Here is a 16121-nt window from a genome sequence, read left to right as displayed (position 1 = left end):
TCACGCCCGGCAGCAGCTTGACCCCGCGCTGCACCGCGTGCGCGACGATCTTCATGGTCACGGCGACGCTGACATTGATCACGCCCGGCACTTGCCGCACCGCAGCAACCACCAGCTTGCGGATCGGATCGAACTGGCTCTTCGCGGGGTAGCCGAGTTCGACTTCCAGCGAGACATCGCCGCCGTCGACGCGGATATTCCTGGCCGAGCGGGTGGACACCAGGTCCTTGCCCGTATTGGGATCGATGACGGTGCGCAGGGCTTCGGTGACCTGCTCAGTGCTGACGCTCAAGACAAACTCCGCTTCGATGATTTGGGGGATTGGCGCATGATGGCCTGCGCCTAATGTATCAAAGTATGCAGCACCGGCCATGAACGCCGGAAATCCGCGCGCAATACCCTGCATTGGGTGTGGGATTACAGACATTTACAAATCTCACAAGCTTGCACTTGTGCGCGCGCCGCCATATCCATATTGTAGTGCGGTTGGACGGCCCGGTACGCCGGCATCGCAGGCGGTTGCCCGCACCGGCCGGGCCCGACGCGTACAAAGGGTTACCTGCCGCTAGCCTTGGCGTTACCATCGCGATGCGGTACCAAGAACATTTACGGGAACATCAGAAGGAGAAAGCATGAAGATCAAGCTCGTTACTGTCTCGCTCGCCGCTGCCACGCTGCTGGCCGCAGGTTGCGCCACTGAACAGCAGACCCATACGGCAGTCGGCACCGGCGTGGGCGCCGCGGTCGGCGCCGGGCTTGGCAACCTGATCGGCGGCAATACCACCGGCACGCTGGTGGGCGCGGCAGTGGGCGGTGCCATCGGCGGCGCAACCGGCTACAACTGGAACGCCATCCGCGGCAAGCTGAACAAGGACACCGCGGGCACGGGCACCCAGATCACCGAGCAGCCGGATGGCACGCTCAAGGTCAACATCCCCAGCCAGGTTACCTTCGATACCGACAGCGCCACCATCAAGCCGTCGTTCCGCTCGGTGCTCGACCAAGTCGCGCAGACCCTGGGCCAGCACCAGGACGTGAGCGCCAACGTGGTGGGCCATACCGACAGCACCGGCAACCCCAGCTACAACATGCAGCTGTCGCAGCGCCGCGCCCAGAGCGTGGCCGGCTACCTGGGTGATCGCGGCGTCGCACGCAACCGCCTGACGGCCGAAGGGCGCGGGCAATCCCAGCCAGTTGCGGACAACGGCTCGGAGGCCGGACGGGCACAAAATCGCCGCGTCGAAATTTTTTTGAAACCAATTCAAGGATGACCTAGTCATAGAAACAGGTGCCGCTTGCCACCGTTGCTGGCTCGCGATGGGTGGCTGACCTCCCGGGCGGTACCTGATTTCTCCTCCTTTTCCGTTGTGGAAAGCTGCGCCGGCTCTGACCGGCGCTTTTTTTTGGCCGAACGGATCCGCCGGCTTCGTCATTCCGCCATGCGGAACCGGCGCGCAGGCGCTGGCCAGTTGCTAAAATAGCCCCTTCCCGGCACGCGCCTCCCCTCCTGGCTGGCGCCGTCCCCTGATACTTCCCCGCTCCTGACCGGCTCCTGTTTATGACCGCACGTCGCATCCTCGTCACATCCGCCCTGCCTTATGCCAACGGCCAGATCCATATCGGCCACCTGGTGGAATACATCCAGACCGATATCTGGGTGCGTTTCCAGCGCATGATGGGCAACGAGGTCTACTACGTCGGCGCCGACGACACCCACGGCACGCCGGTCATGCTGCGCGCAGAGAAGGAAGGCATCACGCCCAAGGCACTGATCGACCGCGTCTGGACCGAGCACAAGCGCGACTTCGACAGCTTCCTGGTGTCGTTCGACAACTACTACAGCACCGACGCGGAAGAAAACCGCGAGCTGTGCGAAAAGATCTACCTGGCCCTGAAGGCCGAGGACCTGATCGCCGAGCGCGAGGTCGAGCAGTTCTTCGACCCGGTCAAGAACATGTTCCTGCCGGACCGCTTCATCAAGGGCGAGTGCCCCAAGTGCGGCGCCAAGGACCAGTACGGCGACTCCTGCGAGGTCTGCGGCACCACCTACGTGCCGACCGACCTGAAGAACCCGTATTCGGTGGTGTCCGGCGCCACGCCGGTGCGCAAGTCGTCGGCCCATTACTTCTTCAAGCTGTCCGATCCGCGCTGCGAGACCTTCCTGCGCGAATGGGTGGCCGACCTGGCCCAGCCCGAAGCCGCCAACAAGATGCAGGAATGGCTGGGCGCCGCGGGCGAGGCCTCGACCCTGTCCGACTGGGACATCTCGCGCGATGCGCCCTACTTCGGCTTCGAGATCCCCGGCGCGCCCGGCAAGTATTTCTACGTGTGGCTGGACGCCCCGATCGGCTACTACGCCAGCTTCCAGAACCTGGCCGCGAAGAAGGGCATCGACTTCGACGCCTGGGTCGGCCCGCATTCCACCGCCGAGCAGTACCACTTCATCGGCAAGGACATCCTGTACTTCCACACGCTGTTCTGGCCGGCGATGCTGCGCTTCTCGGGCTACCGCACCCCGACCAATGTGTTCGCCCACGGCTTCCTGACCGTGGACGGCGCCAAGATGAGCAAGTCGCGCGGCACCTTCATCACCGCGCAGAGCTATGTCGACACCGGCATGAACCCGGAATGGCTGCGCTACTACTTCGCCGCCAAACTCAACGCGAGCATGGAAGACCTCGACCTGAACCTCGATGACTTCATTGCGCGCGTGAACAGCGACCTGATCGGCAAGTACGTCAATATCGCCAGCCGCGCCGCGGGCTTCCTGGTCAAGCGCTTCGAAGGCAAGGTCGACGAAGCCGCGCTGGCCCACCCGCTGCTCGAGCAGCTGCGCCAGGCCGCACCGCAGGTCGCACACCTCTACGAAACCCGCGAGTACAGCAAGGCGTTGCGCCTGGTGATGGAGCTGACCGATGCGGTCAACGCCTTCGTCGACACCGAGAAGCCGTGGGAACTGGCCAAGGACGAAAACAAGCGCGCGGCGCTGCATGCGGCATGCTCGGTCTCGCTGGAAGCCTTCCGCCTGCTGACGGTCTACCTGAAGCCGGTGGTGCCGAACGTGGCTGCCGGCGTTGAGCGCTTCCTGAACGTCGAGCCGCTGGACTGGCGTGCCATCGACAAGCAGCTGTCGGCTGCCAGCCCGGTGCAGGCCTACCAGCACCTGATGACGCGCGTCGATGCCAAGCAGGTCGATGCGCTGCTGGCTGCCAACCGCGAATCGCTGCAGGCAACCGCGGCGCCGGCCGCCGCGGGCGCGGCGATCGAGCCGATCGCCGACACCATCACCATCGACGACTTCGCCAAGGTGGACCTGCGCGTCGCGAAGATTGTCGAATGCCAGAAGGTGGAAGGTTCGAACAAGCTGCTGCAGCTGACGCTGGATCTGGGCGAAGGCCGCACCCGCAACGTGTTCTCCGGCATCCAGTCGGCCTACACGCCGGAGCAGCTGGTCGGCAAGCTGACCGTGGTGGTGGCCAACCTGGCCCCGCGCAAGATGAAGTTCGGCGTGTCCGAAGGCATGGTGCTGGCTGCGTCTGCGGCGGATGAGAAGGCCGCGCCGGGCCTGTATATCCTGGAACCGCACGAGGGCGCGGTGCCGGGCATGCGCATCGGCTGAAGCAGGGCACTCATCGCCGTTCCCCTCTCCCGCTGTCGGGAGAGGGCGGCAAATCCGCGGTAACGCCATGTTCCGCGCGTTCCATCGGTTGCGATCCAAGGCCAGCCAGGCCTCTGGATCGACCCGCCACACCGCCCGAGATTCTGCAATGCAGAACAGAACGGGCAGCCCTTCCCCCTCCCCCTTGCTCCCGCGCTATGCACGCGCGGCATGTCATACATGGTTCCGGCGCATCGCGCTTGTGACCCCTGGACGAGCCGCGTAGATTCCACCTCGCAGAATCACAAACCAAAAAACAGAAGCCGGCCACGCAACGCTGCTTGCGCGATGCCGCTTCGCATGGAAGGGGACATTTGTGAAGAAGCTCCTGATCGCCAATCGTGGCGAGATCGCGTTGCGCGTGCAACGCGCCGCACGAGACCTTGGCATCGCCACCGTGGCGGTCTATGCCACCGACGACGATGCCAGCCGGCACCGCCTGCTGGCCGACGAAGCTGTTGCGCTGCAGGGCCAGGGGGCCGCTGCCTATCTCGACATTCCCGCCATCATCAGCGCAGCGCGCGCTACCGGCTGCGACGCCATCCACCCTGGCTATGGCTTTCTCAGCGAGCGCGCCGACTTTGCCAGCGCTTGCGCAGCCGCGGAGATCGTCTTTGTCGGCCCCGAGCCCGAGCAGCTGGCCCTGTTCGGCGACAAGGGCCGCGCGCTGGCGCTGGCCGCGCGCTGCGGCGTACCGGTGATGCCCGCCACCGCGGGCGGCGCCACGCTCGATGCGGTGACCGCATTCTTCGACGAACAGGACGGCGCCGGCGTGGTGCTCAAGGCGGTGGGCGGCGGCGGCGGGCGTGGCATGCGCGTGGTGCGCGAGCGCGACGCGCTGCCCGAAGCCTATGCGCGCTGCCGCTCCGAAGCACGCTCGGCCTTCGGCATCGATGCCATCTACGCCGAACGGCTGGTGGCCCGCGCGCGCCATATCGAAGTGCAGATCGCCGGCGACGGCCACCATGTGATCGCACTGGGCGAGCGTGACTGCACGCTGCAACGCCGTTTCCAGAAAGTGGTCGAGATCGCGCCCAGCCCGGCGCTCGATCCGGCGCTGCGCCAGCGCATTGTCGATGCCGCCTGCACGCTCGCGCGCGAAGCGCGCTACCGCAGCCTGGGCACGTTTGAATTCCTGGTCGAAGAGCCCGAGGACGGTGCGCGCCGCGATGGCGCGGCCCTGCCCTTTGTCTTTATCGAAGCCAACCCGCGCCTGCAGGTCGAGCACACCGTCACCGAGCAGGTCACCGGCATGGACCTGGTGGCCGTGCAGCTGGGGCTGGCCGAAGGCCGGCGCCTGGCGGAACTGGGGCTGGACCCGCAGCACCCGCCGCGCGTGCGCGGCTATGCCATCCAGGTGCGCGTGAATGCCGAGGCCACCGATGCGCAAGGGCTGGCACGCCCGGCACAGGGGCGGCTGGAGCGCTTCGATCCGCCCACCGGGCCGGACGTGCGCGTCGACACCCACGGCTATACCGGCTATGCACCGTCCGCGCATTACGACACGCTGCTGGCCAAGCTGATCGTCACCTCGGCCAGCGACAACTTCGCTGACGCAGTGCGGCGCCTGCAGCGCGCGCTCGGGGAATTCAATATCGGCGGCATCGCCACCAACCTCGACCTGCTGCGGGCGCTGGCCGAGCGCGACGACTTTGCCAGCCAGCACGTGCATACGCGCTATATGGAAGCCGCGCTGCCCGCCCTGCTGGAACGCGCCGCGCAGATTGCGGCGCACGACGCGGCGCGGCAGGCCCTCGCAGGAGGCAGCGCCCCCAGGGTGGCGGCACCTTCCAGCACGGCAAGCTTCGAGGAGCAACTGGGCGAGGGCCTGTGCGCGGTGCGCGCGCCTATGAACGGACGCGTGATCGAACTGGCGCGCGAGAACGACCTGGTCAAGGCTGGCCAGACCGTGGCCGTGCTCGATGCGATGAAGATGGAACATGCCATCGTGGCCGAGCACGCGGGCCGCGTGATCGACCTGCGCACCGCTTCCGGCGAGCAAGTCGCCGAGGGCCAGGTCATGCTGGTGCTGGAGCCTGCCGACGCTGGCGCCCATGCCGACGGCGAGGCCGAGCACACCGACCCGTCAGCGATCCGCGCCGACCTGCAGCGCGTGCTCGACCGCCATGCCTTCCTGTACGACGCGGCCCGCCCCGAGGCCGTGGCACGCCGCCATGCGCGCGGCCAGCGCACCGCGCGCGAGAACGTCGACGACCTGTGCGATGCCGGCAGCTTCCGCGAATACGGCGGCCTGGCGCTGGCGGCACAGGCCAGCCGGCGCAGCGAGGCCGACCTGATCGCCAACACCCCTGCCGACGGGCTGATCACCGGCACCGGCGCCGTCAACGGCAGCCTGTTCGCACCGGAGCGCGCGCGCTGCGCGGTGCTGGCCTACGACGCCACCGTGCTGGCCGGCACCCAGGGCAAGCGCAACCATATCAAGACCGACCGCATCCTGGAGGTGGCGCTGCGGAACCGGCTGCCGACGGTGATCTTTGCCGAAGGCGGCGGCGGCCGCCCGGGCGACATTGACTTCCCCACCGTGGCCGGCCTGTACCAGCCTTCGTTCGCCGCCTTCGCCGAGCTGAGCGGCGAAGTGCCGGTGGTGGGCATCGCCTCCGGGCGCTGCTTTGCCGGCAATGCCGCGCTGCTGGGCTGTTGCGACCTGATCATCGCCACGCGCAACGCCAACATCGGCATGGCCGGCCCGGCCATGATCGAAGGCGGCGGCCTGGGCGTGTTCCGCCCCGAGGATATCGGCCCGGCCACGGTGCAGTACCACAACGGCGTGGTCGACCTGCTGGTCGACGATGAGGCCGACGCGGTGGCCGCGGCCAGGCATTACCTGTCAATGTTCCAGGGCCGTGTCGACGACTGGCAGGCGCCTGACGCGCTGGCGCTGCGCCAGGTGGTGCCGGAAAACCGCCTGCGTGTCTACGACACGCGCGCCGCCATCGCCGGCCTGGCCGACGCGGGCAGCGTGCTGGAACTGCGCGCCGGCTTCGGCACCGGCATCCACACCGCGCTGGCGCGCATCGAAGGCCGGCCCGTGGGCATTCTCGCCAACAACCCGCGCCACCTCGGCGGCGCCATCGATGCCGACGCCGCCGACAAGGCCGCGCGCTTCATGCAGGTGTGCAATGCGCACGGGCTGCCGATCGTATCGCTGATCGACACTCCGGGCTTCATGGTGGGCCCGGAGGTCGAGGCCCGCGCCCAGGTGCGCCATGTGTCGCGCATGTTCGTCGCCGGCGCCAAGCTGCGCGTGCCGTTCCTGGCGGTGGTGCTGCGCAAGGGCTACGGCCTGGGCGCAATGGCGATGGCCGCGGGCGGCTTCCGCGCGCCGACCTTCACGGTCTCGTGGCCAACCGGCGAATTCGGCGGCATGGGCCTGGAGGGCGCGGTGCGGCTGGGCTTCCGCAAGGAGCTGGAAGCGCTGCCGGCCGGCCCGCAGCGCGATGCGCTGTACCAGCAGCTGGTGGCGCAGATGTACGAGCGCGGCCATGCCATCAACGCCGCTGCGGCATTGGAACTCGACGCCGTGATCGACCCTGCCGCCACCCGCCAGTGGGTGGTCAGCGGGCTCGAGGCCGGTGCCGCCAATCCGCAGCGCCCGATGCGCACCTTCGTCGACGCCTGGTAGGCGCGGCGGCAGACAGAACCAGAGCGAAAGCAAGAGGAGACAGCAGATGAACGAACAGGCGTTCTTCGAGGACCTGGAAGCCCGGCATCGCAAGATCTGGCCCGCAGGCCTGCCCGATGCACCGGTCTATCCCCATGGCGAGGCTCCGCTGGGCGACTACCTGCGCGCGTGGGCGCGCAAGCGCCCGGACCACGCCGCGCTGGTCTGGTACGGCACCACCGTGACCTATGCCGAGCTCGACGACCTGTCCGAGCGCTGCGCCGCGCTGCTCAAGGACCGCGGCGTGGGCGCGGGCGACCGGGTGGCGGTGATGATGGGCAACTGCCCGCAGTTCCACGTGGTCTTCTACGGCATCCTGAAGCTGGGCGCGGTCTATGTGCCGGTGAACCCGCTCTTCAAGGAACAGGAGCTGGTCTACGAACTGAACGATGCCGGCGCCACCACCGCCATCGTGCAGGACCAGCTTGCGCCGCTGCTGATGTCGGTGCGCGCACAGACGCGGCTGCACACCGTCTACACCACCAGTGCCGGCGCGATGCTGCCGGCGCAGCCGGACCTGCCGCTGCCAGCGGGCCTCGACGCGCCTCCGCTGGCAGTGGACGGCACCATCGACCTGCTGCAGGCGCTGCGCGACACCACGCCGGTCGCACTGCCCCCGGTCGACATGGACGCGCTGGCCGCGCTGAACTACACCGGCGGCACCACCGGCCTGCCCAAAGGCTGCATGCACACGCAGCGCGACATGGTCTACACCGCAGCGGCTTCCTACGCGCTCACCGGCGGTGTCGATGCGGAACGGCTGGCAGAGGGCTCGAACGACGTGATGCTGAACTTCCTGCCGATGTTCTGGATCGCGGGCGAGAACCTCGGGCTGATCTATCCGATCTTCAGCGGCGCGACCGTGGTGCTGCTGGCGCGCTGGGACCCGGTGGCGGTAATGGCCGCGATCGAGCGCTATCGCGTCAACCGCACCTTCGTGGTGGTGGACAACGCGGTCGAACTGATGAACCACCCCGAATCCGGCCGCTACGACCTGCGTTCGCTGCAGCACACGCGCGCCGCCTCGTTCATCCGCAAGATCACCCCCGACATCCGCCAGCGCTGGCACGCGCTGACCGGCAGCATCATTGCCGAAGGCGCCTGGGGCATGACCGAGACCCATACCAGCGACACCTTCACCACCGGCATGCAGGACGACGACATGGACCTGCGCGGCCGCCCGGTCTTTGTCGGCCTGCCGGTGCCGGGCACGCGCATCAAGATCTGCGACTTCGACACCGGCGCGGTGCTGCCGGTCGGCGAGGAAGGCGAGATCGTGGTCAGCACGCCGTCGCTGTTCAAGGGCTACTGGGGCCGCCCCGACGTCGATGCCGAGGTATTCCGCGACGGCTGGTTCCGCACCGGCGATATCGGCGCCTATGACGAGGCGGGCTACCTGCATTTCCTGGGACGGCGCAAGGAGATGCTCAAGGTGCGCGGCATGAGCGTGTTCCCGTCCGAGCTGGAGGTGCTGCTGTCGCGCCACCCGGCGGTGCTGGGGTCGGCCGTGGTGGGCCGCCCCGACCCGGACAAGGGCCAGGTGCCGGTGGCCTTTATCCGCCTGCGCGCCGAGCACGCCGACGGCATCACTGCCGACACGCTGCATGCATGGTGCCGCGAGCAGATGGCGGTCTACAAGGTGCCCGAGATCCGCATCCTGCCCGAGTTCCCGCTGACCGCCACCGGCAAGGTGCGCAAGGTCGAGCTGCAGGCCTTGCTGGATACCGAGGCCGGCGGCTGAACGGGACCGCTGTCGGGTAGTACCGCCGTACCGGACCAGGACGCCGCGCGCGCCTCCGGCACGCATGCGCGTCGAGCAAGCGCGGCTGGCGTGCAACGGCACAACGAGGGAGCCAACGGTTATGCAGGACCGATCCACCGGCAATGCCTTCAAGGAAGACCGCCACTTCGTCACCGCGCTGGCGCGCGGGCTGGAAGTGCTGGCCTGCTTCCGCACCAGCGACCGCGTGCTGGGCAACCAGGAAATCGCCCGGCGCTGCGGGCTGCCCAAGTCGACCGTATCGCGCCTGACCTCCACCCTGACCCGGCTGGGCTACCTGGCGCAGGCCGAAGGCAGCCACAAGTACAGCCTGGGCACGGCCTGCCTGCGGCTGGGCAGCGCCATGCTGTCGCGGCTGGACATCCGCAAGGTGGCGCGACCGCTGATGCAGGAGCTGGCGGACTTTTCCGGCGGCACGGTGTCGCTGGGCACGCGCGACCGCTTCTCGATGATCTATGTCGAGCACTGCCGCAGCTGCGCCGCGATTGCGCTGACGCTCGATACCGGCTCGCGCATTCCGGTCGCCACCTCGGCCATCGGCCGCGCCTGGCTGGCGGTGGTGCCGGACGAAGAGCGGCAGGCCTTCATGGAACAGGTGCGCGACGTCGACGACATGGCGTGGCCGCGCCTGCGCCAGGGCATCGAACAGGGCCTGGCGGACCACCTCACCCTGGGCGTGACCTGCTCGATGGGCGATTGGCAGCCAGACGTCAACGGCATCGCGCGCGGCTTCGAGCCCGGCCATGGCATGCCGCCCATGGCCCTCAACGTGGGCGGACCGTCGTTCCGCCTGTCCCCGTCATTCCTGCTCGACGAGGTGCGCCCGCGCCTGCTGGAGGTGGTACGCCAGCTGGAAGGCAGCTTCCCGCGCTGAGCGCATCAGTTATCCACACCAACAGCGCCGCCACGAGACGGCGCAACAGGAGGAGCACCATGCAAGTGAAGTTGACCGACGCCGCCCGGCGCCGCCTGCTGGCCGGCATGCTGGCCGCCGCCACCATCCCCGCGGCCCAGGCCGCCCCGCCCTCGCCGGCCACCGGCAGCCTCACCGTCGCCTTCGGCGCGGAGTCGACCACGCTCGACCCGGTCAAGATCTCGGCCGGCGTCGACCACTACTTTGTCGGCCAGATCTTCGAGATGCTGGTGCGCCGCAATGCTGCGCTCAAGGACGAGAACTGGCTGGCGGAGAACTGGAAGCTGGAAACCGGCAAGGACGGCAAGCCCGTTCTCGACGTGCAGCTGCGCAAGGGCGTGCGCTTCCACAACGGCGACCCGCTGACCTCCGAGGACCTCGAGTTCTCCTGGCAACGCCAGCGCGACCCCAAGAGCAGCTTCTTCTCGCACTATGTCTCGTCGGTCGAGCGTTTCGAGATCGTGGATGCGCACCGCTTCAGGCTGCATTTCAAGGAGCCGGATGCGCAGTTCATCGTCGGCAACATGCAGCTGTGGGCCATGCCCAAGAAGTACATCCAGAAGGTCGGCGAAGAAGAGTTCGCCCGCAAGCCGGTCGGCACCGGCCCATGGAAGTTTGTCTCGCGCACGGTCAAGGACGAGCTGAAGCTGGAAGCCTTTGACGGCTACTGGAACAAGGAAAAGCGGCCCGGCGTCAAGGACCTGACCATCAAGGTGATTCCCGAGGACCTGACCCGGGTGGCGGCCTTCAAGACCGGCAAGGTCGATTTCATCGACAACGTGCCGCCTTCGATGGTCGAAGAGTTCAAGAAGATGCCGGGCGTGAAGACCGTCACGCTGGTGAGCGGCAACAACCTCTTCCTCAATTTCAACACGCAGATGCCGAAGTCGCCGTTCAACGATGTGCGCGTGCGGCAGGCGGCCGCGCACGCCATCGATGTCGACGCCATCATCAAGCGCGTGCTGTTCGGCCAGGGCGAGCGCTATGCGCAGGTGGGCAAGGAGTCGAATGGCTACGACCCCGAACTCAAGCCCTACGCCTTCGACCAGAAGCGTGCGCGCGAGCTGCTCAGGCAGGCGGGCTACCCCAATGGCTTCGAGACCCCCTGCTACAACCTCACCACGCCGCGCGAACCGGGCGTGAAGGAAGTGGGCGAAGCCATGTATGCCTACCTGAGTTCCGTGGGCATCCGCTGCCAGGTGCGCAACCTGGAGTACGGGGCCTGGATCAGCCTGGGCAAGCGCGGCCGCTCGGGCCCGCCGGAGATGGACGGCGTGCTGAGCTGGATGTGGTCGCAGGGCCTGCCCGGCGACCCGGGACTGGCCTGGTCCGGCCATTTGCACAGCTACCAGAGCGGCGGCGGCTGGGGCACTTATTCCTACACCAGCGACCCCGAGGTCGACGCGCTGCTGGAGAAGCAGCGCCAGACCATGGACCCCGCGGCGCGCACCGCGCTGCTGCGCCAGATCGCGCGGCTCAAGCAGGAGCGCGTGCTGGGCGGCCTGCCGACCTACCGGCCGCTGGTGACCTTTGCCTGGCGCGACAACAAGATCAACTACGTGCCCTGGCCCATCCGCGACTACTGGCGCTCGTTCCAGGAAGTCAGCTGGAAGCAGCGCTGATCCGCCGCCGCGCCCGGCGCCCGTGCCGGACGCGGCATCCCCGCTGACGAATCTCCGACGGAGCCTGTCATGCCTATTGCAAAACGCCTGCTGCACGGCCTGATCAGCATCCTTGGCGCGAGCGTGATCATCTTCCTGATCTCGCGCCTGTCCGGCGACCCGCTTGCCTTGCTGCTGCCGGCCGACGCGCCGCCACAGGTGATCGAGGCAACGCGCCGCCATCTCGGCCTGGACCAGCCCCTGGTGGCGCAGTACCTGGTCTTCCTCGGCCATGCCGTCACCGGCGACTTCGGCAACTCTTACCGCTGGCAGGAACCGGCACTGGGGCTGATCCTGGAGCGGCTGCCGGCCACGGTGGAACTGGCGCTGGCCGCGCTGGGCTTCTCGATTGCGATGGCGGTGCCGTTCGGCGTGCTGTCGGCGGTCTACCGCGGCTCCTGGTTCGACCGCTTTGCCAAGGTCTTCGCCATGCTCGGCCAGGCCATGCCCAACTTCTGGGTCGGACTGCTGCTGATCCTGTTCTTCGCGGTGCAGCTGAACTGGCTGCCCGCGTTCGGGCGCGAATCGTGGAACAGCCTGGTGCTGCCCGCGATTGCGCTGGGCTGGTATCCGGTGGCCGCGCAGACCCGCGTGGTGCGCTCGGCCATGCTGGATGTGCTGGACAGCGACTACATCCGCATGGGCCGCGCCATGGGCCTGCCCGAGCACGTGCTGATCTGGAAGTACGCGCTGCGCAATGCGGCGATTCCGCTGGTGACCATCCTCGGTGTGTACTTCGCGGCGATGCTGGGCGGCGCCTTCGTGGTCGAAGTCATCTTCGCCTGGCCAGGCGTCGGCCGCACCGCGGTCGAGGCCGTGTTCGCGCGCGATTTTCCCGTGGTGCAGGCGGGCGTGATGCTCACCTCCGTGCTGTTCGTGCTGTCCAACCTGCTGGTCGACCTGAGCTACGGCCTGATCGACCCGAGGATCCGCCATGCCTGAGATCGCCGTTCCTCCTGCCAGCGCCACGGCGGCGCCGGCCCGCAAGCGCCAGCGGCGTGACCTGGGTGGCCTGCCCTGGTTTGCGCTGGCAATCTTCCCCGTGCTGCTGGTCTGCGCCGTCGGCGGCGAGGCGCTGCTGCCGCACGACCCCAACGGCCTCGACCTCGGCCTGGCCTTCCAGCCGCCGGCCTGGCTGGCGGGCGGCAGCTGGGCCTATCCGCTGGGCACCGACAACATGGGGCGCGACCTGCTCTCGCGCATCATGGCCGGCACGCGCATCTCGCTGGTGGTCGCGCTGTACGCGATCCTGATCTCGGGCGGCATCGGCACCGCCGCCGGCATGCTGGCCGGCTACTTCGGCGGACGCCTGGACGCGCTCATCATGCGGCTGGTCGATATCCAGATGTCGATCCCCGCGCTGGCGCTGGCGCTGGTGCTGGCCGCGGTGCTGGGCCCGGGCTTCAACACCGTGGTGCTGGTGATCGTGGTGACCTACTGGACCTGGTACGCGCGCATCGTGCGCGGCGAGGTGATGTCGCTCAAGCAGCGCGACTACGTGGCGCTGGCGCGCGTGGCCGGCTGCGGCACGCTCACCATCTTCCGCCGCCACCTGCTGCCCAACCTGCTCAACACCCTGCTGGTGCTGGCCACGCTGCAGGTGGGCCAGGTGATCATCTTCGAGGCCTCGCTCAGCTTTCTCGGGCTGGGCATCCAGCAACCCGATGTGTCGTGGGGGCTGATGCTGGCCGATGCGCGCAACTACATCACCAACGCATGGTGGGCCATCACCATGCCCGGACTGGCCATCATGGCCACCTGCCTGGCGTCCAACCTGCTGGGCGACTGGCTGCGCGACCACTTCGACCCGAAAAGGAGGCAGCTATGACCGGCCCCGATCCGCACGTGACGCAATGCCCGTCGCCCTCGCCCGCCGCCGGGGGCTCCCCCCGCGGCGCGCCCATGCTGTCGGTGCAGGGGCTGACCACGCACCTAGGACTGCGCCGCGGCACGGTGCGCGCCGTGGACGGGGTCGACCTGCACGTGCATGAGGGCGAGACCCTGGGCGTGGTGGGCGAATCCGGCTCCGGCAAGTCCATGACCATCCTGTCGATCCTGCGCCTGCTGCCGCGCCAGGGCGGCGTGCAACTGGGCGGCAAGGTGCTGCTCGATGGCGTTGACCTGCTGCAGCTGCCCGAGAAGACCATGAGCACGCAGTACCGCGGCCGCAAGATCGCGATGATCTCGCAGGATCCGCTGACCTCGCTGAACCCGGTCTTCACGGTGGGCGACCAGGTCGGCGCACCGCTGCGCTACCACGGCCGCGCCGACAGCCGCGAGGCGCGCCGGCGCCAGGTGGTGCAGGTGCTGGACAGCGTGCGCATCCCCTCGCCCGAGACGCGGCTGGACGATTATCCGCACCAGTTCAGCGGCGGCATGCGCCAGCGCGTGGTGACCGGCATGGCCATCGCCAGCGCGCCGCGCCTGCTGGTGGCGGACGAGCCCACCTCGGCACTGGACGTGACCATCCAGGTGCAGATCATGGCGCTGTTCCGCAAGATCCAGGCGCAGACCGGTGTCGGCATCATCCTGATCACGCACGACCTGGGCGTGGCAGCCAGCATCTGCCACCGGGTCGCGGTGATGTACGCCGGGCGCATTGTCGAGACCGGCGATGTGCGCACGCTGTACCAGCGCCCCGCCCATCCCTACACGCAGGCCCTGCTCCAGGCCATTCCCCACTTCGGCGAAAAGCGCGAGCGGCTCTACGCCATCCAGGGCAGCCCGCCCAGCCTGATCGACCCGCCGCACGGCTGTCGCTTCGCGGCGCGCTGCCCGCACCGCAAGCCGCTGTGCGATGACGCCTATCCCCCCGAGATCGAACTTGAATCGGGCCACAAGGTCAGTTGCTGGCTGGCGTCGGCCGGCTGAGAACCCAGGAGGCGGCCATGCTGCTCGAAGTCGAAAACCTGAAGAAGCATTTCCCCGCGCGCGGCGGCGGCACCGTGCGCGCCGTCGACGGCGTCAGCTTTGCCGTGGATGCCGGCCAGACCTATGCGCTGGTGGGCGAGTCCGGCTGCGGCAAGACCACCATCGCCAGGCAGCTGCTGCTGCTTGAGCGCCCCAGCGCCGGCACCATCCGCTTCGACGGCCAGGACGTGTTGGCGCTGGACCGCAAGGGCGTGCTGGGCTACCGGCGCCAGGTGCAGGCGGTGTTCCAGGATCCGTCCTCGTCGCTCAATCCGCGCCTGAAAGTGGGCATGCTGCTGGCCGAGCCGCTGCTTGCGCACGGCCAGGGCGGCGACCGCGCCGCGCTGCGCCGGCGGCTGCTGGAGCTGCTGGAGATCGTCGGCCTGCCGCCCGGCGCGCTCGACCTGTACCCGCACGAGTTCAGCGGCGGCCAGCGCCAGCGCATTGCCGTGGCGCGCGCGCTGGCGCTGCAGCCGCGGCTGATCGTGCTGGACGAGCCCACCTCGGCGCTGGATGTCTCGATCCGGGCGCAGATCGTCAACCTGCTGTCCGATATCCAGCGCAGCTTCGGCCTGGCCTATGTGGTGATCGCCCATGACCTGGCGCTGGTGGAGCACTTCAGCTCGGCGGTGGGCGTGATGTACCTGGGCAATATGGCCGAAAGCGGGCCCAGCGCGGCGGTGTTCAGCACCCCGCGCCACCCCTACACGCAGGCATTGCTGGGCTCGGCGCCGCGGCCCGACCCCGACCACCAGCCGGCCGAGGGGCTGATCCTGGGCGATATCGGCTCGGCGCTGAACCCGCCAGCGGGCTGCAAGTTCCATCCGCGCTGCCCGCGCGCGGTGCCGGCCTGCGCCACCGAGATCCCCCGCATGCTGCGGCTGGACCCGGCCGCCGGCTCAGCCGCGCCGGCGCACGTGGCCGCCTGCCACCTGCTCCACTGACGACCGGGGCGCGCGTCAGCCGCCCTGCATCTTCGACGGATCGTCGCTGCGCGAGGTCGTGGTGACGGTGCCGTCGCTGTTGAAATGCACGTTGAAGAAGGCCTTGTCGGTGGAGGTTTCCATCCAGCGGTAGCCCCATACCTCTTCCTTCTTCAGCGCAAACGCCTCCACCTTGGTGGGCTTGCCCAGCAAGCGGCGGATGTCGTCCTTGCTCATGCCGGCGCGCACGCGGGCGAAGTTCTCGGCTGACAGCACCTGCTCGATCTTCGCGACCTTGCCATCGGCGCTGATGGTGACCATCCAGGTGGTAGTGCCCTCCGGGCCGCGCGGATATTCAAGCCGGCGCCCGCCGTCCGCTTCTTCCCAGACGATCTCCGGCTTGCCGGCCTGGCGCCGCAGGTCTTCCTCGATGGACTGGCCGGGAACGATGCCCTTGAACAGCTCGCTGTCGGGCTTGATCGCGTTCCAGGTGTTGCGGGCGGTGTCGCCCGCCTTCTTCATGGCTTCATCGACCTTCTGCTGGTCGCAGCCGAACAACGCAAGCAAAGAGGCAAAGAGTCCCATGGCGGCAAG

Annotated in this window: 12 protein-coding genes; 10 read left to right on the top strand and 2 right to left on the bottom strand. The window is 68.1% G+C overall.

The window, feature by feature from the left end; genetic code table 11:
- Window positions 1–292: iron-sulfur cluster assembly protein (locus AC3WLF_RS30125; RefSeq protein ID WP_492319735.1), on the bottom strand; the 292-nt coding region annotated here is incomplete at its 3' end.
- A 340-nt stretch (window positions 293–632) separates the two neighbouring features.
- Here AC3WLF_RS30125 and AC3WLF_RS30120 point away from each other — a divergent pair.
- The 10 genes from AC3WLF_RS30120 (at window position 633) to AC3WLF_RS30075 (ending at window position 15548) form a co-directional block, all read left to right on the top strand.
- Window positions 633–1271, top strand: coding sequence for a YiaD family glycine zipper/OmpA-like lipoprotein (locus AC3WLF_RS30120; protein WP_492319734.1), 639 nt, complete (start codon window positions 633–635; stop codon window positions 1269–1271).
- Between the two features lie 287 nt (window positions 1272–1558).
- The gene (gene metG, locus AC3WLF_RS30115; RefSeq protein WP_492359237.1) at window positions 1559–3619 is read left to right on the top strand and encodes a methionine--tRNA ligase; all 2061 of its coding nucleotides are present in this window, start codon (window positions 1559–1561) and stop codon (window positions 3617–3619) included.
- 355 nt (window positions 3620–3974) lie between these two features.
- On the top strand, window positions 3975–7301 hold the full coding sequence (locus AC3WLF_RS30110; RefSeq protein ID WP_492319732.1) for an acetyl-CoA carboxylase family protein: 3327 nt from the start codon (window positions 3975–3977) through the stop codon (window positions 7299–7301).
- A gap of 46 nt (window positions 7302–7347) precedes the next feature.
- Window positions 7348–9081, top strand: a complete 1734-nt coding sequence (locus AC3WLF_RS30105) for an AMP-binding protein (RefSeq protein WP_492359236.1) — start codon at window positions 7348–7350, stop codon at window positions 9079–9081.
- Window positions 9082–9202: 121 nt separating this feature from the next.
- The gene (locus AC3WLF_RS30100; RefSeq protein ID WP_492319730.1) at window positions 9203–9994 is read left to right on the top strand and encodes an IclR family transcriptional regulator; all 792 of its coding nucleotides are present in this window, start codon (window positions 9203–9205) and stop codon (window positions 9992–9994) included.
- 59 nt (window positions 9995–10053) lie between these two features.
- Complete coding sequence (locus AC3WLF_RS30095; RefSeq protein WP_492351162.1) at window positions 10054–11655, top strand: ABC transporter substrate-binding protein; 1602 nt, start codon at window positions 10054–10056, stop codon at window positions 11653–11655.
- A gap of 69 nt (window positions 11656–11724) precedes the next feature.
- A complete protein-coding gene (locus tag AC3WLF_RS30090) occupies window positions 11725–12636 on the top strand; it encodes an ABC transporter permease (protein ID WP_492359235.1) in 912 nt (303 codons plus the stop codon).
- Entirely contained in the window at window positions 12629–13522 is an 894-nt protein-coding gene (locus tag AC3WLF_RS30085) for an ABC transporter permease (RefSeq protein WP_492319727.1), read from the top strand. The genes AC3WLF_RS30090 and AC3WLF_RS30085 overlap by 8 nt, the downstream gene beginning before the upstream one ends.
- Entirely contained in the window at window positions 13519–14565 is a 1047-nt protein-coding gene (locus AC3WLF_RS30080) for an ABC transporter ATP-binding protein (protein ID WP_492319726.1), read from the top strand. The genes AC3WLF_RS30085 and AC3WLF_RS30080 overlap by 4 nt, the downstream gene beginning before the upstream one ends.
- Before the next feature lie 17 nt (window positions 14566–14582).
- Window positions 14583–15548, top strand: a complete 966-nt coding sequence (locus AC3WLF_RS30075) for an ABC transporter ATP-binding protein (protein WP_011615927.1) — start codon at window positions 14583–14585, stop codon at window positions 15546–15548.
- A 15-nt stretch (window positions 15549–15563) separates the two neighbouring features.
- Here the strand turns inward: AC3WLF_RS30075 and bamE are convergent, their stop codons facing one another.
- Complete coding sequence (gene bamE / locus AC3WLF_RS30070) at window positions 15564–16112, bottom strand: outer membrane protein assembly factor BamE domain-containing protein (protein ID WP_492359234.1); 549 nt, start codon at window positions 16110–16112, stop codon at window positions 15564–15566.
- Window positions 16113–16121: the final 9 nt, after the last annotated feature.

It is taken from the genome of Cupriavidus sp. FW306-01-F10A (assembly GCF_058782785.1).
The sequence above is the reverse complement of the archived record's forward strand: the minus strand, read 5'-3'. Positions and strand labels throughout refer to the sequence as shown.